Consider the following 23728-nt stretch of genomic DNA (forward strand, 5'->3'; position numbering starts at 1 on the left):
GCTTTTATGAAAAATAAACGGAGAAATTAATTTTCAAATAATTTTTGCAGTAACTCACCATTAAGCATAGCTCGTTTGGTGAGGGCAAATGCGCCTATTGCTGAGTTATGGACAAGTTGTGATGTGACAATAGGTAAGTTTTCTCTAAAACCTTTAAGGGCTTGAGTGTCAATGCAGCTTTGGATCGCCGGAATAAGAACCAATTCGGCTTCTGTGATGTCACCTGCAATAACCACTTTTTCAGGGTTGAAGAGGTTTATTGAAATAGCAATGGCTTTACCGATCTGACGACCGACATGTTGGATGACTTCAGTCGCTAGCGGGTCACTTTTGTTGGCCGCTTGGCAGATATGAGAAATTGTACAGGTTTCTGCGGTCAGAGAACTTGAATAACCTTGTTCTAGGCGCTGTCTTACGCGGGCTTCGATAGCTTGGTTTGAGGCAATGGTTTCTAAGCAACCAAAATTACCACAGTGGCATAGTTCACCCAGTGGGTCTACTTGGATGTGACCAATCTCCCCTAAGTTCCCACGGTGATTGAGCAGGATTTCTTTGTTAATAACTAAGCCTGCTCCAGCGCCTCTGTGGATACGTACTAGAAGTGAGTCCTCACAATCACGGGTTGCACCAAAATAGCTCTCAGCAAGGGCTAGGCTGCGAATATCGTGGCCAGCATAGCAAGTGATATTAAAATGTGATTGTAAATTATCAATAAGGTGCCAGTTATCAACTTTAATATGCGGCATGTAATAGACAATACCGCTGTGAGGGTTAACCAACCCCGGAAGGATAACAGAAATTGCGATTAACTCTTTAAGGCGACGATGGTTTTTATCAATAAAGTCTTCAAGGGCAGCAATTAACTTTTCTTCGACAGCCTGCTGAGAAGGCGCTGTAATAGGATAATGACCATCAATAATCATTTTACCACCTAAGTCGTATAAGGCTATGGTGGCATCATAGCGCCCTAAACGGACACCAATAGTATGGAAATTTTTATGTTCAGAAACAATTGAAATGGCACGGCGGCCCCCAGTGGAGGCCTGCTGGTCAACTTCCTTGATTAAACCACGTTCGAGTAGTTGGCGAGTGATCTTAGTCACACTGGCTGGGGCAAGCTGGCTTTGCTCCGCTATTTGAATTCTTGATATCGGACCTTGTTGGTCAATCAAGCTATAAACGACGGCACTATTTAATTGTTTGACGAGATCAATATTACCAATTTGCTTTAGCGAGTGGCTTTGATTCATTAGCTAGTTACTCATTTTTTGTAGACTTCGTCTCCGTTAACGTAGGTTGCGAGGACGTTGAAGTCGTGGTTAAACGCGGTCAAATTCGCAATTTTACCAGGAGCAATCGACCCTAAGGTGTTATCAACTCCAATGGCTCTTGCGGGGTAGAGCGTTGCCATTCTAAGTGTTTCATCCAATGCAATGCCGACGTGTTCTACACTGTTTTTGACTGCATCAATCATAGTCAGTGATGAACCGCTGAGTGTGCCATTTTCATCCACACATAATCCATTACGGTAGTATATGGTTTTACCTGCAAAGATAAAATGATCCATTTCACCAGTTTGCGGATCAATCCCTGCTGGTGCAGTTGCATCTGTGACTAAAATTAATTTATCACCTTTTAAATGCTTACTGTTGCGAATATTTGCCCATTGTACATGTAAACCGTCAGCAATAATTCCAGCATACACTTCCGGTGTGTCATAAATGGCACCGACTAACCCTGGTCCTCGGCCTGAAATATATGGCATAGCATTGAAAAGGTGGGTTGAGAAATTTATACCCGCTTTAAAGCCCAGTCTGGCTTCTTCATATGTGGCATTAGAGTGCCCTGCTGAAATAACGATACCCGCGTTTTTTAATTGACGGATATAACCCTGTTCAACCATTTCAGGTGCTAAGGTGATTTTAGTGATAGCGTCTGCGTGAGAAGCTAAGTAATCAATCATTTGTGCTGTTGGTTGACGAATAAACTCGGGGTTATGTGTGCCTTTTTTGATGACATTAATGTAAGGGCCTTCTAAATGAAGCCCAAGCGCTTGGTTTTTATGTTCTTTTAAGTATTCAGTCATGACTTCAACGCCATGTTTCATTAGCTCATCGGAACAAGTGATCAATGTCGGTAAATAACTTGTGCAGCCTGTGCGCTCGTTGGCTTTTTGCATGATATCCAAGTTTTTCAATGTAACATTTTCTTTATTATCATTGAATTGAACACCGCCACAGCCATTGACCTGCAAGTCAATAAAACCAGGGGAGAGAATAGCCCCTTGTAAATCATGCTGTGGAATATTGGCAGGCAGTTCAGCGACAGGACAAACATCCTTGATGATTTCACCATCAATGATGACAGCATGGTTATCCAGTCTTTCATGACCTGTATAAATAATGCAATTAGTTAGTGCATACATGGCTTAAAACTCCTGACCTCTGGGGATTTGGGTCACCGACCAGCTTTCGCTGATCGGGTGATTGATAAATATAATCTTAGTTAAACTTCTCAAGAATTTCAGATTCTAGCTGTTTGAAATATTTAAGTGTTTTGACTTTCAATTCGAGTGTTGCGGGTTCATCACAAACAATCAGTGCTTTCGGGTGCATTTGCACACAACTGATTGTCCACATATGGTTAACAGAGCCCTCAACGGCAGCGTGTACGGCATTCGCTTTATTGGCACCAGTAGCTAAGACCATCAGTTCTTGGGCATCCATTAATGTGGCAACACCTACGGTTAATGCAAACTTAGGTACTTGGTTAATATCATTGTCAAAAAAGCGCGAATTTGCTTGGCGAGTTTCTGGTGTTAACGTTTTAATTCGCGTGCGAGAATTCAAAGATGAACCGGGTTCATTAAAAGCAATGTGGCCATCATTGCCAACGCCGCCCATAAACAGGTTTATTTTACCAAAAGATTTAATTTTATCTTCGTAGCGTTGACATTCGGCATCAACATCAGGGGCATTGCCATTAAGTAAGTTGATATTTTCAGCTTGGATATCAATATGATTGAAAAAATTTTCATGCATAAAGGTATGGTAGCTTTGAGGATGATTAGCTGGAATACCAATATATTCATCCATATTGAATGTTACTACGTGCTTAAAACTCACTTTACCCGCTTTGTATAAAGCAATCAGTGCCTTATATGTTGCTAGGGGGGTACCACCTGTTGGCAACCCAAGTACAAAAGGTTTCTCTGCAGTTGGATTGAATGCATTGATTTTATCAGCGATGTACTGTGCGGACCAGATTCCGACATCATGTGCATTGTTAAGTGGGATTAGCCTCATGTCTCTATTACCTCTAATAAGTCTGTGAAATCTTTCATGTATATATGTATCCCTGATGTTATTCATTAGATATAGGAATACTCGTTATACTTCAAATTTATTGTGCGTTATCACTTGGTTGCCATGTTATTTTTATCTCATAACATCGTTTCAAGTGTGCTGAGAATATACAGGTTAATGGCTTAAATAAGTTATTTTTAATAATAAAATAAGTTTTCAATAATAGCTACTAATTTAGTCATATCAGGAACTCTTTCGTTGACATTTATCACAAATCACACCTATTTATTTTGCATCGCGAAACAATTAATTTAGACTATGAAATTGATACTCTCAATAACCTAAATTATGATTTAGGTGTGTGAACAAGAAGATCCCGTAAATGGGGCAAAAATAGGGCGATAAAGGGGGAGTTTGTGAATATTCTTAGCTACTTACAGCGGATTGGTAGGGCACTTATGGTGCCAGTTGCTGTACTACCAGCCGCAGCAATCCTTATGGGGATTGGCTATTGGATCGACCCAGATGGTTGGGGAGCGAATAGTGCAATCGCGGCGTTACTGATTAAATCCGGTGCGGCAATTATTGATAATATGTCCGTACTGTTTGCAATTGGTGTTGCTTATGGAATGTCAAAAGATAAGGATGGTGCAGCTGCACTGACCGGTTTTGTCGGCTTCTTAGTGGTGACAACACTGTGTTCTCCTGCATCTTATTCCATGATTATGAATGTTCCGTTGGAAACGGTTCCTGCGGCATTTGGTAAAATTAATAACCAGTTCGTCGGTATCTTAGTTGGGGTACTGTCTGCTGAATTGTACAATCGTTACAGTGGTGTTGAGCTACCGAAAGCATTGTCGTTTTTCAGTGGTCGTCGCCTTGTCCCGATTTTAACTTCTTTCTTAATGATCATCTTAGCCTTCATACTGATGTATGTTTGGCCGGTGGTGTATAACGGTTTAGTGTCTTTCGGTGAAAGCATTAAAGATTTAGGCTCAGTTGGTGCCGGTATTTATGCCTTCTTCAACCGTTTATTAATTCCTGTTGGTTTGCACCATGCACTTAACTCTGTGTTCTGGTTTGACGTTGCAGGGATCAATGATATTCCAAACTTCTTAGGCGGTGCTAAGTCTATTGAAGCAGGTCTTGCAACTGTGGGTATTACTGGCCGCTACCAAGCTGGTTTCTTCCCAATCATGATGTTCGGTTTGCCGGGTGCAGCATTAGCGATTTACCACTGTGCACGTCCAGAAAACAAAGCAAAAGTAGCGGGTATCATGATCGCGGGTGCATTCGCGGCATTCTTTACTGGTATCACTGAACCTCTTGAATTCTCATTTATGTTCGTGGCGCCAATACTGTATGTTGTTCATGCATTATTAACGGGGATTTCGGTATATATCGCAGCCACCATGGAGTGGATTTCTGGGTTCGGTTTCAGTGCAGGTTTAGTCGATATGCTGTTGCAATCACGTAACCCATTAGCTGTTCAGTGGTATATGTTGATTGTCCAAGGTTTAGTATTCTTCTGTATTTACTATGTCATTTTCCGCTTTATGATCCGCAAATTTAACCTGTTAACGCCAGGTCGTGAAGAAAGTGCGGGTGACGAAACCATTGACGGTTATGACGAAAGCATTAGCCCTGCTGATAGCAGTGACAGCGATATCCAAAAAGAAGCGCGCCAATATGTTGCCGCAGTAGGTGGTAGCGACAATATCGTCAGTATTGATGCCTGTATTACGCGTTTACGTTTAGGCGTTAAAGATTCAGCAGTTGTTAATGATGCCATGACCAAACGTTTGGGCGCTTCAGGTGTTATCCGTTTAAGCAAACAGAATGTTCAAGTGATTGTGGGGACTCGAGCTGAATTGGTCGCAAAAGCAATGACTGAAGTGATTGCAAAAGGCCCAATTGCAGGTTCTGCGCCAGTTGCAGCGGCAGAAGAGAAAAAAGCCGCAGAGCCTGAGAAAGCAAAAGGTAATGCGATTCTATCCTTAGTTGCGCCAGTAAGTGGTCAAGTTTTCTCCCTTGACGACGTACCAGATGAAGCATTCTCTAGCCGCATTGTGGGTGATGGTATTGCTATCAAACCAACAAGCAGCGAAGTGTTAGCGCCGGCATCAGGTACGGTGGTGAAAATTTTCGAAACTAACCACGCATTCTGCCTTGAAACAGAAAACGGTGTCGAACTCATCGTTCATATGGGGATTGATACGGTTGCACTGAAAGGCGAAGGTTGTGCTCGTTTAGTGGAAGAAGGTGCAGAAGTGACTGCGGGTACACCTATCCTGAAATTAGATTTACCGTTCCTTGAAGCTAATGCTAAATCAATGATTAGCCCAGTTATCATCAGCAATATCGATGATTTTGCTGGCATCGAAATTTTAGTTGAAGGTGACGTGAAAGCAGGTGAAACCGTTATTTATAATGTTCTGAAATAATTCAGTTTAATATTATAAGTGAGTAAGAGGGTGGCTTAGGCCACCCTCTTTGTTTATGCAGTTTAAATAAGAAAAAGATAATCATATAGGGCATAACAAATAATGATAATCAGTATCAATTGAGTCCAGTGTATAAAGAAAATATAATTAATTGTTAGCTTTGTGGGCAGTGTTTGGGATAACACACTCTTTTGATAAGGAACATCTATGCAGCAAAATGATGACATCATGAACATATTGAAGTGTAACCTTTGCCCTAGGTGTGGGGAACAAGATTGCCCTTTTCTGACATATGATAAGCGTGCTAAACAGATGATGGATGCATTTAGGCGAGGTGATTTTTTAGAAGCACAAAAAATATATATAAAAACATTTGCACAAACACTATCTATGCTCAGGGAGGATTTTAAAAGTAAAATAAAAATATATGAGTCAGTAACAGACAGCCTAAGATATAAAATTTTTGATAATCAAGCAGTAACAATTCCTCCTGTACTTACTTCAGCATTAAATGCTTCTTTATCAACCTTAAAACCGTCCCCTCTAATAATCAGCCATGCTGCACCAGTCAGTACTTTCAAACTCGGTGTCACCCCTCTTTCTAACAGTGACCCTCTAGGTACTGTTATTGGGCGGTCGGTGGGATTAGGTATTGGATTACTAACATATTCGCCACCAGCGGGTGCACCCGGAATAGATACATTACATGGCTTTTCAAAACATGATTTTGATTATTTAACAAGGAATACAAATACAGCAAGGACACCCGTTGGGGAACAATTAAGAGTACCAGAGGAACGAATATTAAGAGAGGTGAGTCGTAACAAGGGCATTGTTGAAACTTATGCCGTTCCTACAGAGCATATAAGTAATGGACAAAAAATTATTGAATTAACACCAACAAATTCACCAGTCGAGACTCGAGTTATACCAGCAATCCCCACTGAACAAAAAGGGCTTTTTAGTTATTCACTGCCAAATGAACAAAAAGATAGATATATACAGATAGGAAAACCTGAGGTTTTCACAGGTACTCCCTTACCTAACCCGAAGAGATTGAAATCGTTACCTGGTGAAATATATGATATTCAACGGCCTTCAGGCATCCCGATTAGTTCACCTTCTTTTCCAACTTCCGTTATAAATTCAAGTTCTAACCCGCAATCTCCTTTTATTATTGTTTTTTCTGAGAACATCGGTGTCAAGCCAATTTATATTGCGGCAAGCAAAGGCGGTAAGAAAAATAAAGGGAAGGGAAAAGATGATGAAAGAAAAGGTGTTAAAGAAAAAGGTCATTCTTATCATCCTGCACCTAAAGTTGATGAAATAAAAGGCTTAGGTGAATTAAAGCCAGTGCAAGGAAAAACGCCAAAACAAGGTGGTGGGGGACGGCGTAATCGGTGGGTTGGTGACAAAGGGCGTAAAATCTATGAGTGGGATTCTCAACATGGAGAATTGGAGGGATATAGAGGTAGTGATGGGCAGCATATAGGTGCATTCGATCCAAAAAGTGGTAAACAATTGAAACCAGCAGATCCTAAACGTAATATAAAAAAATATCTATGAAGAGGAATAAACAATGGGATTAAAACTACATACTCAATGGTTTGATAAGCAAACTGGTGAATTTATGGGTGAAGAATATTCAGAAGATTTTGGAGATGATGATTTTCTGATAGATAAAACAATTGCTCCTAAAGATGAAAATATTATTAACAACGGAGTATTTGATTTGCAAAAAGAATGGGTAATTGAAATTCAAAGTCATGTCATTCATCAAATTGATTTAGATAAATTTGTGTATCAAGTTTCATTTGATTATCGGGACGAATGGTAATTATTATTCATGTTTGAATGATGTTAAATAAAGGGAGTTGAGCTCCCTTTATTTGTATTCATCAAGTAGTGTTAATCATATTGGCGAAATCTCAAACTAGGTTGTCTAATTTGCATAAGCAAGGGGCTTTTTTCATCGATAAGATAACTTTTCAATGACTCATGAGGACTTATCTGTGGATTGGCTACTGTGTTTGTTTGGATTTATTTCAGGAATAACAACGGCATTATTCGGTTTTGGTGGCGGTTTTATTACGGTTCCACTGTTATATGCTTTGATTACTTTAGTGTGGGGGCCGCAAAGCGAGGCAAGCAGTGTAGCAATGCAAATTGCGGTAGCAACATCAACCTGTGTAATGATCTTTTCATCGGCGCTTTCTAGCCGTACTCATTACCTTAAAGGCAACCTGAGTTGGCCGATTATACGTCCCTTTGTTATCCCTATTTCAATTGGTGGAATTTTTGGGGCAATAGTGGCGCTATCAATAGATAGTGCGTTGATCCGTTGGATATTTATAGGTTACTTAGTCATTACTATTTTAGATTGCTTTATCCGCCCTGGTTTTATGAATACACAGGCAAATGGTGTAACCGCATCACAAGGGGGCATTTTTGCAGATACCCCCATTGGGGTGGTGATTGGTGCTGTGGCTGCATTTCTTGGGGTCGGTGGGAGCGTGATGACAGTCCCTTTAATGCGACGTAGAGGCGCGAGTATGATCCAAGCGGCTGCATTTGCCAATCCATTGACATTACCAATGGCGATTACAGGAACATTGACGTACTTCTTTTTTGCTATCGACCAACACATTGACCTTGGCGCGGGTTTCCTTGGGATGATCTACATTAAAGGTGCATTGATTTTAATCGCAGCGTCATGGCTGGGAATTCGCTTTGCTGGTTTACTAATGCCTTATCTTAGTGATAAACGTCATGCACAAAGTTATCCGCTATTATTGCTAGTGGTGTTAATGGTGATGTTGTTCACTTAAAAATGAATTGGGCTGATGTCGGGAGTTTTTTGCCCTAAATTCCAGTTTGTTGCACCTTTTGGTGGCTAAGCGCAATCAAACGGTTGTTTCCTGATTGATTATGATAGAATATATTCAGATACTACACGCTTTTAGCGCGCTTTTGGCATTGAGGAATGATGACAATGAATGAGGCAGATGCTCGCCCAACAAATTTTATCCGTCAGATCATAGATGAAGATCTGGCGAGCGGAAAACACACATCAGTGCATACACGTTTTCCACCAGAACCGAATGGCTATTTACATATTGGTCATGCGAAATCAATCTGCTTGAATTTTGGCATTGCTAAGGACTATCAGGGACAATGTAATTTACGTTTTGATGATACCAACCCTGTAAAAGAAGATGTCGAATACGTTAACTCCATTCAAGAAGACGTTAAATGGCTAGGTTTTGAATGGACGGGGAATGTTCGTTATTCCTCTGATTATTTTGATACTTTGTATCAATACGCAATTGAACTGATCAACAAAGGCCTTGCTTATGTTGATGAGCTCAGCCCTGACGAAATCCGTGAATATCGCGGGACTTTGAAAGAGCCGGGTAAAAACAGTCCATACCGTGAGCGTTTAATTGAAGATAACTTAGCATTATTTGAAAAAATGCGTGCAGGTGGCTTTGAGGAAGGTAAAGCGTGTTTACGTGCTAAAATTGACATGGCATCCCCATTTATGGTGATGCGCGACCCGGTTTTATATCGTATTAAGTTTGCGGAACATCACCAATCTGGTAATAAGTGGTGCATTTATCCGATGTATGACTTCACACATTGTATTTCTGATGCGTTAGAAGGTATTACACATTCTTTATGTACACTTGAGTTCCAAGATAACCGTCGTTTATATGATTGGGTATTAGATAACATCACGATTGATTGTCATCCACGTCAGTACGAGTTTTCTCGTCTGAATTTGGAATATACGGTGATGTCTAAGCGTAAACTGAACCAATTAGTGACAGAAAAACATGTCAATGGTTGGGACGATCCACGCATGTTAACCATTTCAGGTTTGCGCCGTCGTGGTTATACCGCTGCTTCTATCCGCGAGTTCTGCCAACGTATTGGTGTCACTAAGCAAGACAACAACGTTGAAATGGCATCATTAGAGTCCTGTATTCGTGATGACCTGAATGAGTCAGCTCCGCGTGCAATGGCGGTTATTGATCCAGTGCGTGTGGTGATTGAAAACATGCCTGCTGGTGAAGAAATCTTAACGGCACCAAATCACCCAAATAAACCTGAGATGGGCACTCGCCAAGTGCCATTTAGCAATGAAATTTATATTGACCGTGCAGATTTCCGCGAGGAAGCAAATCGTCAATATAAACGTTTAGTTTTAGGTAAAGAAGTTCGCTTACGTAACGCTTATATCATCAAAGCTGAGCGTGTTGAGAAAGACGCAGAGGGCAATATCACGACTATTTATTGTACCTACGATGCAGGTACATTAAATAAAGACCCTGCGGATGGGCGTAAAGTCAGAGGGGTTATTCACTGGGTTAGCGTAGCACACGCACTGCCAGCGGAAATTCGTTTGTACGACCGCTTATTTACAGTACCAAACCCGGGTGCAGAAGAGGATTTCCTGTCGGTAATCAACCCAGAGTCATTGGTTATTCGCCAAGGGTTTGTTGAACCAAGCTTAAAAGATGCAGCCCCTGAAAAAGCATATCAGTTTGAGCGTGAAGGGTATTTTTGTGCAGATAACCGTTTAAGTAGCGCGGATAACTTGGTCTTTAATAGGACGGTAGGGTTGCGTGATACTTGGGCTAAAATAGAGTCCAACTAAAAAATGTTGTAAGCCAATGCACATTAGGTGCATTGGCTTTACCCTCTAACCCTAGTCACATACATATGTATATTTCTAGGGGGGATTTTTTGTTTTCTCTGTGATATTGAATAGAGAATAATAAAAAATAATCAACAGAAAATGAGGTTATTTAATCAGTTATTACCCTTGTAAATAAAGTGGTTTATTGCTGTATAGAAAGAACTACGCTAAATTAATTATGGTTTCTTGTTGTTATTAACCAATAATATCTGAAAATACTGAAATCAAAAATTGATTACGGGATTTAAATCACAAAACAATAAAATCGGTTAGACAGTTTGAAAGATTGTATGATAAAGATATACTCCAGTTAAGATTAATAAAGATATATAACACACAAAGTGATTAATTTGTTTTTATTAATCTTAATAACTAATGTTTTTTCAGGTTAAATTGAAAAACCATTAGTTAGGTTAAATATAAATTAAATTTATATTTTTAAAAAAGATCAAATAATCTATTACTTGGTTTTAATAATTAAAAATATAAATAACAGGGTCAGTGAACTGAAAGCCCTCAGAGATCTTAATCAGATCTCTGAGGGCTTTTTTTGTTTTTATTCTAAGGAAATATTATGTCAAAACAACGTCGTTTATCTAAGATTTTTGCTCAGGATGGGAAATCCGTTACGCTAGCATTAGATGGTTATTTTTTCTCGACAAAAACAGAAGGTATCGATAATACAATAAAACAAATGCCAGAATTAGTCGCTAATGGGTTGGATTGTGCGCTGGTAACTTACGGTATGGCAAGGAATTACCAGAAGGAGTTTAAAGACATTTCGATTGTGCTGCGTGTTGATTCAACGGTGAATGTATATGATAACAGTGTACCTGACACGCAACAGGTATTTACGACAGAGGACGCACTAAAAATAGATGCTGATGGCATGGTTTGTATGACCTTTCCTGGCGCATTTAATGAAGAAAAAACCCACGCTATGGTCGCTAGATTGGTAAAAGAAGCAGAACAATGGAATATGCCTTTCATTGTAGAATCATTGCCTTATGGTTACCCAGTGACTAGTCCAGAATCCAATGAAGCCAAAGTTATTGCGGATGCCGCCCGTATTGCCGTAGAGCTGGGTGCAGATGTGATCAAAACGCGTTTTTCAGGTACCGAAGACGACTATCTGATTGTTGAAGCTTCGATGGTCCCTGTTTTAGCTTTGGGTGGACCAAAAACAGATACACTTGGCTACTTTAAATTTGTAGAGCATTGCATGAATATGGGGGCTAAAGGTGTTGCGGTTGGGCGTAACATTACACAAGACCCTAAACCTATCGCAATGGTTGCAGGTTTAAATGCCATTATTCACCAAGGGGCATCACCTGAAGAAGCTTATGCTCTATATCAAAATACAAAATAATTGGAATTAAATAATGAATTTAAATAACACCGTTATTCCATCAGTCAGAAATTACAAATATTTTGAGAAGGCATTAAATTGTCGTTCTGAATATATTTTATTACCAGATGCCGATATTGGTAATTTGCAATCTATGATTGGAAAATGCCATAAGGCAGGGAAAAAAGTTTTAGTCCATTTAGAATTATTAGGTGGATTTAAACCTGACCAATCAGGTATTACGGTGCTTAAAAACTTTTATAAAGTTGACGGTGTTATTTCTTCAAATTTTACAGCTCTACGTTATGCAAAAAAAGAAGGGTTAGACACAATATTCAGAGTATTACTAGTGGATTCTCGTTCATTAGAGCAAGCAAGTAATATGGTTAAAAACAATTCAGTTGATGTTGATGCTATTGAATTATTACCAGCTGAATATGCCTGTAGTTGTTTTGATTTATTAAAAAGAAGCTTTAATCAAAGTAATAAACCATTCATTGCAGGTGGATTTGTAAAAAGAAAATATATTGTCGATAAAATTTTCTATACCGGCTTTAACGGAATTACAACCAGTGAACATACCCTTTGGTAAACAACAATTATAAAAATCCGATTACAAAGAGGCTCATAATGAAAACACAATATGTCATGGGCATTGATAATGGTGGAACCGTCACCAAAGCAGCTATCTATAACCTAGAAGGCCAGGTTGTCTCTATTGCTTCAAATACGACACGAATGATCACTCCAAAACCTTTTTTCACTGAAAGGGATATTGCAGAACTTTGGCAATCAAATCTTTTAGTTATTAAAGAGGTGCTAAAAAAATCCGCTATAGATGCTGAGGATATTATTGGTATATCTGTGACAGGTCACGGAAATGGGTTGTACCTCGTTGATGAACAGGGAAATGCGACGCGTAATGGTATCGTATCCACAGATAATCGAGCAAAACAATATGTCGAAAACTGGTATCAGTCACCTCGATTTGAAAGTGATATTTTGCCAAAAACGATGCAGTCCATCTGGGCAGGGCAGCCTGTTGCGTTGCTTGCATGGTTGCGTGATCATGAACCTGAGAGCTTACAAAAAGCCCGTTATATTTTTATGGTCAAAGACCTGATCCGTTTTTATTTAACAGGTGAGGCATACCAAGAGCTGACAGATATTTCAGGGACTAACTTAATTAATGTACGTGACCGTTGTTATGACGATGAAATTCTTGAATTTTGGGGCGGTTTAGAGTGGAAAGACAAGCTGCCACCAATCAAATTATCAACGGATTGTTGTGGGTATATCACCCCCGAAATTGCTGAGTTGACGGGGCTAAGTGCGGGTACTCCTGTATCAGGGGGATATTTGATATTTCAGCATCATCTTTAGCATCGGGTGTTAACCAAATTAATAAATTAGCGATTGTGGCGGGGACGTGGAGTATTAATGAATACGTAACAGACAAGCCAGTCGTTGATAAAAACCTATTTATGACATCTATTTATCCAATGGAAAATAGATGGCAAATTACAGAAGCCAGCCCAACCTCTGCCAGTAATTTAGAGTGGTTTATTACACATTTTATGGCAGCGGACAAACAACTCGAAGAATCGAAGGGCGGTTCAGTTTATGAGCTTTGTAATCAACTCGTTGCTGCAACAACACCAAGCGAAAGCCAACTCATGTTTTTTCCTTTTGTTTTTGGTTCCAATACCATTCCAGATGCAACAGCAGGGTTTGTTGGTGTCACTAGTTTTCATCATCGTGGGCACTTTTTGCGTGCTATCTATGAAGGGGTCGCGTTTAGTCATCTTTATCACGTTGAAAGGTTAAGAAAGATTAACCCACAACTCAGTGATGTGGTTCGTATTGCTGGAGGGATAACGCATTCCCCAGTTTGGCTACAAATTTTTGCTGATATCTTCCAGTGCCAGCTTGAAATTGTAGATGTTCAAGAACACGGCACACTGGGTGCGGCCATGACAGCGGCCGTGATGGAAGGGCATTTCCCAGATGTATTTGCTGCCTGTGAAGTGATGGTCAAAGTAGCCGATATCATCAAGCCGGATACAGCGAATAAAACCGTTTATCAGCAAAAGTACGCACTGTATAAACGCATGCTTGATGATATGCAAGCTACATGGAAATCCCATAGTCGTTCACCAATGCATATGTTAGCTACTGAATAATAAAAGGAATTAATTATGAAACTTCACTTACAAGGAAAAAACGCATTAGTGACAGGTGGGGCGACAGGGCTTGGACGTGAGTTTGTTCGTTCATTAGCACAAGAAGGCGTTAATGTCTGTTTTACTTACCGCAGTCATCCTGACGATGCAGAGTCATTAGTGAAAGAAATCAATGGGAAAAGTGGTGTAAAAGTCCAAGCCATTAGAACCGACTTAAGTGATAGCGAAGCTATCGATACCCTATTCGATAGTGGGTTAAGTGAGTTCGGGCAGTTTGATATTTTGGTCAATAATGCGGCTGTCTGGCTATCAGGTAAAGTGAGCGAAATCTCATTGGAGGATTGGGATAAGGTGATGAATGTGAATTTGAAATCAGTTTTTCATCTAAGCAAGTTATTTGTTAACCAATGTTTAGCTAAGGAAATAACAGGTTCGATTTTGAATATCACCTCACAAGCAGCTTTTCATGGTTCAACAACTGGGCATTCTCATTATGCGGCCAGTAAAGCAGGGTTAGTGGCTTTTTCAATCTCATTAGCTAGAGAAGTGGCAAAACAAAATATTAATGTGAATAACATTGCAGTAGGCATTATGGATACGGAGATGATCCGCGAGAATTTGCGCAATAATACGGAATATTATCTTAATCGTATACCAAATGGTCGCGTCGCTTCTCCATCCGAAATTGCAGATATCGGGGTATTTTTAGTTTCACAAAAAGCGAGTTATATGACTGGTGCAACCATTGATGTGACCGGTGGCATGTTAATGCGTTAAGTAAAAGGGGAAAGAAAATGAAATGCCTTGCGATTGCCGATTTATTCATTAAAAAGAATACGATGGATTTAGGCTTAGAGAAATTACGTAATAACGGTATTGATGTGACGGTTAATCAGTGGACACACAGCTCCATCGAAAAGCTTCAAGAAGATAACTTACAAATTGAGCAGCATGGTTCAGAAGCGGTAACTTTACCCGTTGAACTGTATACAAGTGCACAAGATGCTGAATTAGTGGTCACCCAATTTGCGCCAATAAATAAAGCGGTGATTGATAGTTTGCCAAAACTAAAATATATCGGGGTGCTGCGTGGCGGTATTGAAAATATTAATGTTGAATATGCGAAAAGCAAGGGAATTAAGGTGTTCAATACACCAGGGCGTAATGCGCGTAGTGTCGCTGAGTTTACTGTCGGGTTAATGTTATCTGAGACGCGTAATATTGCCCGAGCACATGACGCACTTAAAGATAAGCATTGGCGTAAAGATTTTCCTAATGCAGATGTTATTCCCGAAATAGGCGGGAAAATAATAGGGTTAGTCGGTTTTGGGCATATTGCACAGTTAGTTGCTAAATTTTTATCCGGTTTTGGGTGTACAATTTTATATTATGATAAATATGTGAGCGATATTGCTGGGTTTACTAAAGTTGAAACCTTAGAAGAATTAGTTTCCCAAGCGGATATTATTTCCTTACATGCAAGGCTATCCAGCGAAACACAAAATTTAATTAATAAAAAACATTTTGATTTAATGAAAAAGACCACCACTATTATTAATACGGCGAGGTCAGGTTTAATTAATGAAAGTGATTTGATTGAAGCATTAAAGAATGGAAGAATCATGGGGGCGGCAATTGATACCTTTGATGATGAACCACTAAAAGATAATAGTGAATTTTATTTATTAGATAATATCACTATCACACCTCATATGGCGGGGAGTACTCTTGATGCATTTAGCAATACACCAAAATTATTTTCAGAGTTATTTCTGAAAGAAATAAAATAGAGTTATTAAATTAAAATAAAAATTTAATATTAAACGATAGGATGCGTGCTATTACCATGCATTCTATTTCAAATCCTTTTACGTGAGAAAATGCTATGGATATTATCAATAGTATTATAGGCCTTGGTGCATCTGTCATGATGCCCATTATTTTCTTTATTATTGCATTATGTTTTGGCGTAAGAGTAGGTACAGCATTTAAAGCAGGAATGCTTGTGGGAATTGGCTTCGTCGGCGTTGGATTGGTAATTAATTTATTATTATCTAATCTTGGCCCTGCATCGCAATCAATGGTAGAGAAAATGGGATTAAACCTAACGGTTGTTGATACAGGTTGGCCTACGGCATCAACGATTGGGTGGGGCTCTCCGATTATGTTACCGGTAGTCGTAGGCTTTATTGTGATAAACCTATTAATGGTTGTTTTTAAAATGACAAAAACCATTAATATCGATATTTTTAATTATTGGATCTTCTTACTTGTTGGTTCAGTCGTTTACGCAGGTACTGAAAGTTATTGGCTCTCAATTGGTATCACCTATGTTATTTTTATTTTAACATTAGTTGCTGCGGATATTACTGCGCCTTATTTACAGCGAAACTATAATTTAAAAGGAATTTCGTTCCCGCATTTAACTTGTATCATGTATGTTCCCTTTGGAATAGCAACTAATTATATTATTGAAAAAATACCGGGGGTTTCTAAAATTAATTTAGAACCCGAAACGATCAATAAAAAATTTGGTGTTTTTGGCGAGCCATTAACACTCGGATTTATTCTTGGTTTAGTTTTAGCATTAATGGCAGGTTATAGCATTAGTGAGTCTGTTGCGTTGGCCGTTACTGTATCTGCTGCAATGTTATTGCTGCCTAAAATGATCGAAATATTAGTTCAAGGTTTATTAATTGTACGAGATGCCGTTGAAGCTAAATTGAAAAAAGTATTTCCTAATCGAGACTTCTATATAGGAATGGATACCGCTTTATTAATTGGGGAGCCATCAGTATTAGCGACAGGGCTTTTACTCATCCCAATGGCAATTGTGCTCGCATTTATTTTACCGGGTAATAAAGTATTACCTTTCGTTGACCTTGCTTCATTAATGTTTTTATTAGCAATGGTTACGCCTTTCTGTAAGCGTAATATGTTTAGAATGTTTATTTGTGGAACACTTGTCCTTACATCTATTTATTATGTTGGGACAGATATTTCTAAAGAGTATACACAGGCGGCAGTTAATTCAAATATCCCTGTCCCAGAAGGTATTTCTGAAATGACAAACATTGTCGGTGGGGCAACAACACCAGCAGGTTGGGTGGCTGTTAAAGTCGGGGAGATGATAGCAAACTAGTCAATCATCCAGTAGGTGTTTTTATTTATGGTTAAAAACACCTACTGTGACTTCTTAATTTTTATCCACACTGTTTTTCAATAAATCATGTAAATATTGATTGGCAGGGAAAACATTACCTTGTGCATCCTTGACTTGGTATTCTTCCCCTGTAACCGATGATTTTGAAGCAACGTTATCGATAAATTGTTCAGTAGTATTGAGGCGTTTCTCAGTTTTACGCAGTTTTAATCTCAAGTGAGATTCAGCATCAGTTGCAGAATGCTCCGTACCATTACGAGTAAAAGTCAGGTTTTGTTGTTTACCGAGTTCTGCTAATAATGATTCAGTACGAATTTTTTCTTCAGGGCTTAATGCTAGAGCTTGAGTGGTGACAAAAACACTTAAAAAAAGCACTAAAGCAGAGGAAAAGCGGTTTGATAGTTGGGCTGTAAGTGATTGCACGAATTTCTCTCCATAGAAAAAAGGTGAGTGAATTATAAGCAGCCGTTTAATTTAAACTATCGGTAAGATTCCTAGAATTCAATTTAAGGCATAAAGCGATAACCAATGCCTGTTTCTGTAAGTAAATGAATTGGGCGAGTTGGGTCATTTTCTAATTTTTGCCGCAAATGGCCCATATAAATTCGCAAATAATGGTTATGCTCAATATAGCTCGGCCCCCATACTTGTAATAATAAATGGCGTTGGGTTAATACTTTGCCGCTGTTAGCAACTAACTCGCTGAGCAAGCGGAATTCAATGGGAGTAAGGTGTAATTCTTCATTTTGCTTAGTGACAACCCGATTAATAAAATCGACCGTAATATCACCAAATTGAAATTGTGAGTTTTCTTGTGCCGCTTTGCCAAAACGACGCAAGGCGACACGGACTCGTGCGAGTAATTCGCTGATACCAAAAGGCTTAGTCAGATAATCATCAGCACCTGCATCAAGGGCGGCAACCTTTTGAGATTCGTCTTCTCGAGCGGATAAAACGATGATAGGAATACTGCTCCATTTGCGTAAATCACGAATTAAATCAAGCCCATCGCCATCAGGCAACCCAAGGTCTAAGATAAGCAAGTCGGGTTGCCGTGTCCCAGATTCAATCAACCCGCGTTGGTAGTTTTCTGCTTCAAAAACTTTCCAGCCTTCACCTTCCAGCGCAAGGCGAACAAAGCGGCGGATCTCTTTTTCATCTTCAACGATCAGGATTTGATGAGTACTCACAATAGTGGTTGTGCTCCTAAATTTCGGTTTCAATATCAGGTAGTTGTTTTAAAGGTAAAACAAAGTGGAAGCTGGCTCCACCTTTATTATTGTTCTGAGCCCATATTTCCCCTTCATGTAATTGAATAATGGCACGACAAATAGCAAGGCCTAAGCCAACTCCGGGAATGGCTGATTCTTTTTGCGCTCGAGAGAATTTATCGAAAATAGTTTTTTCTTGTCCATCAGGGATTGCATTGCTGGCATCCCAAATTTCAATATGAATTTTTTGCCCTTCAACCCTCGCCTTAATACCAATTGGGGTATCTTCATGGCTATATTTTACGGCATTTTCTAATAGGTTGATAAGCACCCGCTCTATCAAATTGGCATCACAATAGAGTAATAAATCAGCTGGGATATCAATATCTAAAGGATGACTATGTAAAGTATAGTCTAATGTTCTGACAGCGCTACTGGTAATTTCTTGTAGTGATTGCCACTCTAAATTAGGTTGAATGCCACCAGATTGCAGCCGTGCCATATCGAGTAAATTATTGACTAATCGCGAAGTACTCAGAACTTGTTGGCGCATTTTATTAACTTGCTCAGTAAGTGGCGAGTTTTCAGCAGACAAATTCAACATTAATATTTCAGTTTGCCCAAATAAAACGGTTAATGGTGTTTTTAGGTCGTGTGAAAGGGCCGCGAGTAATGAATTACGCAATTGCTCACGTTCAATATCTAATTTTGCGGATTCGGCTTGTTTGGTTAGCTCTAACCGAGCAAGGGCACTGGCAATTAACCCAGTGAAGGTTTGTAACATACGTTGTTGTTCTGGGATCAACAACTGGCGCATATTTCTAGGTTCAATCGCTAAGACGGCAAGTGTTTGATCTGCGGTTGTTATAGGTTGCAATTGATAGGGGACGCTGGGAAGAGTATCGGTGCCAGCTCCTGCGGGTTGGCGTTTATCAAAGCTCCATTTGGCAATTGCATTATCAATTTGCATTGCACTGTGCCCCTCACATTTTAAGGGCAATAATTGCCCCTCAGCATTGGGTATTAATAAACAGCTTTTGGCTTGGAACGCGTTATTAAGGAAGTGATAGCCTGTTCTGCCGATGTCATCGGTGCTGAGTGCTTGCCCTAATTCTTTTGTCATTTCATATAAATGTCGCGTTCGTTGTTCACGATAACGGGCAATTCGGGCTTGATAGCGCATGCCAGCAGTTAAATTCCCCACAACGACGCCAACAATTAGCATAACCGTAAAGGTGACTAAATATTGCATATCCATGATAGCAAGGGAAAAATGGGGCTGAACAAAGAATAAATCAAAGCTAATAACATTAATTAGTGCCGCAAAGACAGAAGGGCGCCTGCCATAAAATAGCGCGATAAGTACCACGCCGAGTAGATAGAGCGTGACTAAGTTGGCTTTATCTAACGCTAACAAAAATGTGCGTGAGAACATGGTAATTGCAGCACACATCACAATCGCCATTAAATAACCGTTCATGTCTGAACGCCATTTTTCAGAGAAAGGTTTTCTCTCTGGTTCTTTATCCCATTCGCTTTTTTCTTCTAGCGCGACGATCACCAAGTCAAGGTCTGGCCCTAATTTGCCAAGACGGTCAGCAAAGCCAGGGCGTAAATTAAATATGGGCCATTTACGTTGCTTATCGCGACGACCAATCAGTATTTTGCCCAAATTATGTTCTCGAGCATAACGTAATATGGCTTTTTCTTCAGAAGGGTCAGATAACGTGGCGGTTTCAGCGCCTAAATCTTGAGCAAGACGTAATGCCTTTAAAATGGCTCTGCGCCGAGCCTCGGGTAATTGATGGAGCGCAGGAGTTTCCACATATACAGCATGCCATACACTGCCAAACTTTGCGGCAAGGCGAGCCGCGGTGCGAACCAACTTTTCATTACCCATATTATGACCAATACATAATAGAAGGCCATCCCGGGTATGCCAGACAGGGGCTTGCCCCTTGCCATCACGAAATTCCCGCATCTGGTCATCAACGCGATCGGCAGTTCGACGTAGAGCCAGCTCACGTAGCGCGATGAGATTCCCTTTACGGAAAAAATGTTCGATTGCTCGCTCTGCTTGCCCAGAGATATAAACTTTGCCTTCTTTTAGGCGTTGCCGTAAGTCATCAGGAGGCAAGTCAACTAATACGACTTCATCTGCGGCATCAAAAATATGATCAGGAACCGTTTCACGCACTCGAATACCAGTAATGCTTCCGACGATATCATTTAAACTTTCAATATGTTGAACGTTAATGGTCGTAAGGACATCAATACCAGCATTTAATAGCTCTTCGACATCCTGCCAGCGTTTAGGGTGTAGGCTGCCATTAGGATTACTAAATGCTAATTCATCCATTAAAATAATGGCTGGGTGCCTAGCAATTGCGGCGTCAATATCAAAAGCAGTTAAACGGCGTCCCCTATGTTGGATACGCTTTGGTGGTAACTGTGAGAGACCTTCAAGTAACGCAGCTGTTTCTTCGCGTTCATGGGTTTCTACTACACCAATAAGCACATCTAATCCTTGTGACCTTAGTCTTTGGGCTTCTTGAAGCATGGCATAGGTTTTCCCGACGCCAGCACAGGCGCCGAAAAAAATTTTTAATTTGCCACGGCCTGTTTCATTGGCCTTTACCAATAAATCGTCGGGATTAGGGCGACTAGGTTCCTGATTTTTCATAATAGGCCTTAGTGAGTTTGGCTATTGGCTTGTTGCTGATATTCATCAAGAGCAAGGTTTAACTTTAAGACATTAATAACAGGCTCGCCTAAAAAAGCGAATACACTATTTTCAGTATGAGTATTAATTAATGATTTTACCTCTTCTAGTGGGATCTGTCTGTGTTTAGCAATTCGCGGGGCTTGATATAACGCCGCATCAACAGAAATATTGGGGTCTAATCCACTGGCAGAGGCTGTTAATAAATCAACAGGGATGCTCTTGTCAGCCGCTGGGTTTTCTGAGCGAAGTTGGGCACTTCGTTGTTCCATTGTTTGTAATAGTAATGGGTTGCTAACGGCTAAATTACTACCGCCAGATGCTAATGTATTATAAGGGGCTTCAGCGGTTGCAGAGGGCCGCCCATGAAAGTAATTTTCACTTTGTATATTTTGTCCAATCAGTTCAGAACCGATAACCTGATCATCTTGAGTGAGTAAGGAGCCATGAGCTTGCCAAGGGAAAAAGACATTAGCAAGCCCTGTCACCATCAATGGGTAGGCGATCCCTGTGAATAAAGTGAGAATTATTAACATAATAATAGAAGAACGGATCATGTTCATTATCAATTCCTTATATCCCAAATAAGCGAATAAACATATCAATTAATTTAATCCCAACAAATGGCACTATTAACCCACCTAAACCATAGAGGCTTAAGTTACGTTGCAACAATGATTGGGAGCTCATAGGGCGATAATTGACCCCTTTAATCGCCAATGGGATCAAGAAAATGATAATTAAAGCGTTAAAGATCACCGCTGAGAGAATCGCAGATGCAGGTGAATGTAACTGCATAATATTTAATGCATTAAGTTGAGGCCAAGTGACAGCAAAAGCGGCTGGAATGATGGCAAAGTATTTTGCAATATCATTGGCTATACTAAAGGTTGTTAATGAGCCTCGTGTCATCAACATTTGTTTACCAATATGGACGACCTCAATTAATTTGGTTGGGTTAGAGTCTAAATCAACCATGTTACCTGCTTCTTTGGCCGCTTGTGTCCCTGAGTTCATCGCTACAGCCACATCCGCTTGCGCTAATGCTGGGGCATCGTTGGTACCATCACCCGTCATGGCAACTAGTCGGCCTTCTGATTGATATTGGCGGATTAATGCGAGCTTGGCTTCGGGGGTTGCCTCAGCGAGGAAGTCATCGACACCGGCTTCTGCAGCAATAGCGGCGGCTGTTAAGTGGTTATCTCCGGTGATCATAACTGTTTTGATCCCCATGCTACGCATTTGAGCAAATCGTTCTTTCATTCCCCCTTTAACAATATCTTTTAATGCTACAACACCGAGTACTGTTTGGTCGTCCACAACAACAAGAGGGGTTCCCCCTAAATGAGCGACTTTTTCAACTAATTGGTCGGCTTCTATCGGGAATTTACTATGGTTTGCTTCAACGTAGCGGCGTATCGCATCCGCAGAACCTTTGCGGATCATTCTTTCTCCAATGTTGACACCGCTCATACGAGTCATTGCAGAGAACGGAACAAAGGTAGCATTCAGGCCATGAATATCTCTTTCACGTAAATTAAACTTTTGTTTCGCCAACACGACAATACTACGCCCTTCAGGGGTTTCATCGGCTAAAGAAGAAAGTTGAGCAGCATCTGCTAGTTGCTGTTCAGTCACACCCGTTAAAGGCAAAAACTCAGATGCTTGTCGGTTACCAAGGGTGATAGTACCGGTTTTATCGAGTAATAAGACGTCGACATCACCCGCAGCCTCCACTGCACGACCGCTGGTGGCAATCACATTTGCACCTAACATACGGCTCATCCCTGCCACACCAATAGAAGAGAGTAATCCGCCAATAGTGGTTGGAATTAAGCAAATTAATAAAGCAATAAGGACTAGAATAGAGACCGCACTACCTGCGCCTGCATAATCGGCAGCAAAAACCGTGAATGGATACAAGGTGGCGCACACCAACACGAAAATAATCGTCAGGGCGGTTAACAGGATCGTTAAAGCGATTTCATTGGGGGTTTTACGACGTTGTGCGCCTTCAACCATTGAAATCATTCGGTCTAAGAATGTTTCACCGGGGTTTACGGTACATTCAACAATTAACCAATCAGAAAGAACGCGAGTCCCTCCGGTGACTGAGGAAAAGTCACCACCGGATTCACGGATCACAGGAGCTGACTCACCAGTAATTGCACTTTCATCGACAGATGCACCACCTTCAAGCACTTCACCATCGCAAGGGATTGTTTCTCCAGCATGGATAAGCACGATATCCCCTTTACGTAACTGGCTTGAAACCACGATTTCTTGAGCCGCATCCATTGATGCAGAAGCCAAACGAGTTGCGTTACTTTGCTGTTTTACCCCTTTTAAACTTTGGGCTTGTGCCTTACTTCGCCCTTCAGCTAGCGCCTCGGCAAAATTAGCAAAGAGCAGTGTAAACCATAGCCATAGTGTCACCATTCCACTAAACCAAGCGTTACCCTCAGTGTAATGAGTTACCATTGCTAACCATAAAAGGGTGGTGATAATACTGCCGATATACACCACGAACATTACGGGATTTCGCCATTGTGCTTGCGGTGTGCATTTTTTGAATGCTTCAAAGATAGATTGTTTGATTAATTTATTATCAAATAATTTGATGTTATTACTTTTCATTTTCTTCCCCTCA

General features: G+C 40.3%; 18 protein-coding genes and 1 pseudogene. 11 read left to right on the forward strand and 8 right to left on the reverse strand.

The annotated features are described in order from the left end of the window. Positions 1–26: 26 nt before the first annotated feature. From nagC to nagB, 3 genes are all read right to left on the reverse strand, one after another. Positions 27–1250 (reverse strand): DNA-binding transcriptional regulator NagC, encoded by a 1224-nt coding sequence (nagC, locus tag RB151_RS05470; RefSeq protein WP_042848335.1) that lies wholly within the window; start codon positions 1248–1250, stop codon positions 27–29. Between the two features lie 11 nt (positions 1251–1261). Continuing rightward, positions 1262–2425 carry an N-acetylglucosamine-6-phosphate deacetylase gene (nagA, locus tag RB151_RS05475; protein ID WP_042848333.1) on the reverse strand — a complete coding sequence of 388 codons (1164 nt, stop codon included), beginning with the start codon at positions 2423–2425 and terminating at the stop codon, positions 1262–1264. Between the two features lie 76 nt (positions 2426–2501). Then, positions 2502–3305: a glucosamine-6-phosphate deaminase gene (nagB, locus tag RB151_RS05480; protein WP_042848332.1), complete on the reverse strand. Its 804-nt coding sequence runs from the start codon at positions 3303–3305 to the stop codon at positions 2502–2504. Positions 3306–3721: 416 nt separating this feature from the next. On the opposite strand from nagB, the gene nagE reads away from it, so the two are divergent. From nagE to RB151_RS05535, 11 genes and pseudogenes are all read left to right on the forward strand, one after another. Next, positions 3722–5749, forward strand: coding sequence for an N-acetylglucosamine-specific PTS transporter subunit IIBC (nagE, locus tag RB151_RS05485; RefSeq protein WP_042848330.1), 2028 nt, complete (start codon positions 3722–3724; stop codon positions 5747–5749). A 207-nt stretch (positions 5750–5956) separates the two neighbouring features. Further along, on the forward strand, positions 5957–7315 hold the full coding sequence (locus tag RB151_RS23575; protein WP_225832868.1) for a colicin E3/pyocin S6 family cytotoxin: 1359 nt from the start codon (positions 5957–5959) through the stop codon (positions 7313–7315). A 13-nt stretch (positions 7316–7328) separates the two neighbouring features. Then, complete coding sequence (locus RB151_RS05495) at positions 7329–7586, forward strand: colicin E3-like toxin immunity protein (protein WP_042848329.1); 258 nt, start codon at positions 7329–7331, stop codon at positions 7584–7586. A gap of 175 nt (positions 7587–7761) precedes the next feature. Further along, positions 7762–8577: a sulfite exporter TauE/SafE family protein gene (locus RB151_RS05500; protein WP_080750932.1), complete on the forward strand. Its 816-nt coding sequence runs from the start codon at positions 7762–7764 to the stop codon at positions 8575–8577. A 164-nt stretch (positions 8578–8741) separates the two neighbouring features. Further along, positions 8742–10409 carry a glutamine--tRNA ligase gene (glnS, locus tag RB151_RS05505; protein ID WP_042848325.1) on the forward strand — a complete coding sequence of 556 codons (1668 nt, stop codon included), beginning with the start codon at positions 8742–8744 and terminating at the stop codon, positions 10407–10409. Positions 10410–11025: 616 nt separating this feature from the next. Then, positions 11026–11820 (forward strand): class I fructose-bisphosphate aldolase, encoded by a 795-nt coding sequence (locus RB151_RS05510; protein ID WP_042848324.1) that lies wholly within the window; start codon positions 11026–11028, stop codon positions 11818–11820. A gap of 13 nt (positions 11821–11833) precedes the next feature. Further along, complete coding sequence (locus RB151_RS05515; RefSeq protein ID WP_042848322.1) at positions 11834–12391, forward strand: glycerol-3-phosphate responsive antiterminator; 558 nt, start codon at positions 11834–11836, stop codon at positions 12389–12391. A gap of 38 nt (positions 12392–12429) precedes the next feature. After that, positions 12430–13982: pseudogene (locus RB151_RS05520) on the forward strand (FGGY-family carbohydrate kinase). A gap of 15 nt (positions 13983–13997) precedes the next feature. Continuing rightward, positions 13998–14759, forward strand: a complete 762-nt coding sequence (locus RB151_RS05525; RefSeq protein ID WP_048606373.1) for an SDR family NAD(P)-dependent oxidoreductase — start codon at positions 13998–14000, stop codon at positions 14757–14759. Between the two features lie 17 nt (positions 14760–14776). Then, positions 14777–15772, forward strand: a complete 996-nt coding sequence (locus RB151_RS05530) for a 2-hydroxyacid dehydrogenase (protein WP_042848318.1) — start codon at positions 14777–14779, stop codon at positions 15770–15772. 95 nt (positions 15773–15867) lie between these two features. Further along, a complete protein-coding gene (locus RB151_RS05535) occupies positions 15868–17124 on the forward strand; it encodes a PTS galactitol transporter subunit IIC (RefSeq protein WP_042848317.1) in 1257 nt (418 codons plus the stop codon). 54 nt (positions 17125–17178) lie between these two features. Here the strand turns inward: RB151_RS05535 and RB151_RS05540 are convergent, their stop codons facing one another. The 5 genes from RB151_RS05540 to kdpB all read right to left on the reverse strand — a co-directional run bounded on the left by RB151_RS05540 (position 17179) and on the right by kdpB (position 23715). Beyond that, positions 17179–17568: a DUF5329 family protein gene (locus RB151_RS05540; protein ID WP_071547830.1), complete on the reverse strand. Its 390-nt coding sequence runs from the start codon at positions 17566–17568 to the stop codon at positions 17179–17181. An 83-nt stretch (positions 17569–17651) separates the two neighbouring features. Beyond that, positions 17652–18335: a two-component system response regulator KdpE gene (gene kdpE / locus RB151_RS05545; RefSeq protein WP_071547831.1), complete on the reverse strand. Its 684-nt coding sequence runs from the start codon at positions 18333–18335 to the stop codon at positions 17652–17654. 16 nt (positions 18336–18351) lie between these two features. After that, entirely contained in the window at positions 18352–21039 is a 2688-nt protein-coding gene (kdpD, locus tag RB151_RS05550; protein WP_071547832.1) for a two-component system sensor histidine kinase KdpD, read from the reverse strand. 8 nt (positions 21040–21047) lie between these two features. Then, on the reverse strand, positions 21048–21641 hold the full coding sequence (gene kdpC, locus RB151_RS05555) for a potassium-transporting ATPase subunit KdpC (protein WP_042848309.1): 594 nt from the start codon (positions 21639–21641) through the stop codon (positions 21048–21050). Between the two features lie 10 nt (positions 21642–21651). Continuing rightward, complete coding sequence (kdpB, locus tag RB151_RS05560) at positions 21652–23715, reverse strand: potassium-transporting ATPase subunit KdpB (protein WP_071547833.1); 2064 nt, start codon at positions 23713–23715, stop codon at positions 21652–21654. Positions 23716–23728: the final 13 nt, after the last annotated feature.

The sequence above is a fragment of the Providencia rettgeri genome (genome assembly GCF_001874625.1).
Lineage (GTDB): Bacteria > Pseudomonadota > Gammaproteobacteria > Enterobacterales > Enterobacteriaceae > Providencia > Providencia huashanensis.

Excerpts from the sequence above, each read along its gene's own strand:
- nagB (WP_042848332.1), bottom strand. The coding sequence starts at position 3,305 with ATGAGGCTAATCCCACTTAACAATGCACATGATGTCGGAATCTGGTCC.
- nagA (WP_042848333.1), bottom strand. The coding sequence starts at position 2,425 with ATGTATGCACTAACTAATTGCATTATTTATACAGGTCATGAAAGACTG.
- nagC (WP_042848335.1), bottom strand. The coding sequence starts at position 1,250 with ATGAATCAAAGCCACTCGCTAAAGCAAATTGGTAATATTGATCTCGTC.
- kdpD (WP_071547832.1), bottom strand. The coding sequence starts at position 21,039 with ATGAAAAATCAGGAACCTAGTCGCCCTAATCCCGACGATTTATTGGTA.
- RB151_RS05535 (WP_042848317.1), top strand. The coding sequence starts at position 15,868 with ATGGATATTATCAATAGTATTATAGGCCTTGGTGCATCTGTCATGATG.
- RB151_RS05530 (WP_042848318.1), top strand. The coding sequence starts at position 14,777 with ATGAAATGCCTTGCGATTGCCGATTTATTCATTAAAAAGAATACGATG.
- RB151_RS05525 (WP_048606373.1), top strand. The coding sequence starts at position 13,998 with ATGAAACTTCACTTACAAGGAAAAAACGCATTAGTGACAGGTGGGGCG.
- RB151_RS05510 (WP_042848324.1), top strand. The coding sequence starts at position 11,026 with ATGTCAAAACAACGTCGTTTATCTAAGATTTTTGCTCAGGATGGGAAA.
- kdpB (WP_071547833.1), bottom strand. The coding sequence starts at position 23,715 with ATGAAAAGTAATAACATCAAATTATTTGATAATAAATTAATCAAACAA.
- RB151_RS05515 (WP_042848322.1), top strand. The coding sequence starts at position 11,834 with ATGAATTTAAATAACACCGTTATTCCATCAGTCAGAAATTACAAATAT.
- RB151_RS05495 (WP_042848329.1), top strand. The coding sequence starts at position 7,329 with ATGGGATTAAAACTACATACTCAATGGTTTGATAAGCAAACTGGTGAA.
- glnS (WP_042848325.1), top strand. The coding sequence starts at position 8,742 with ATGAATGAGGCAGATGCTCGCCCAACAAATTTTATCCGTCAGATCATA.
- RB151_RS23575 (WP_225832868.1), top strand. The coding sequence starts at position 5,957 with ATGCAGCAAAATGATGACATCATGAACATATTGAAGTGTAACCTTTGC.
- kdpC (WP_042848309.1), bottom strand. The coding sequence starts at position 21,641 with ATGAACATGATCCGTTCTTCTATTATTATGTTAATAATTCTCACTTTA.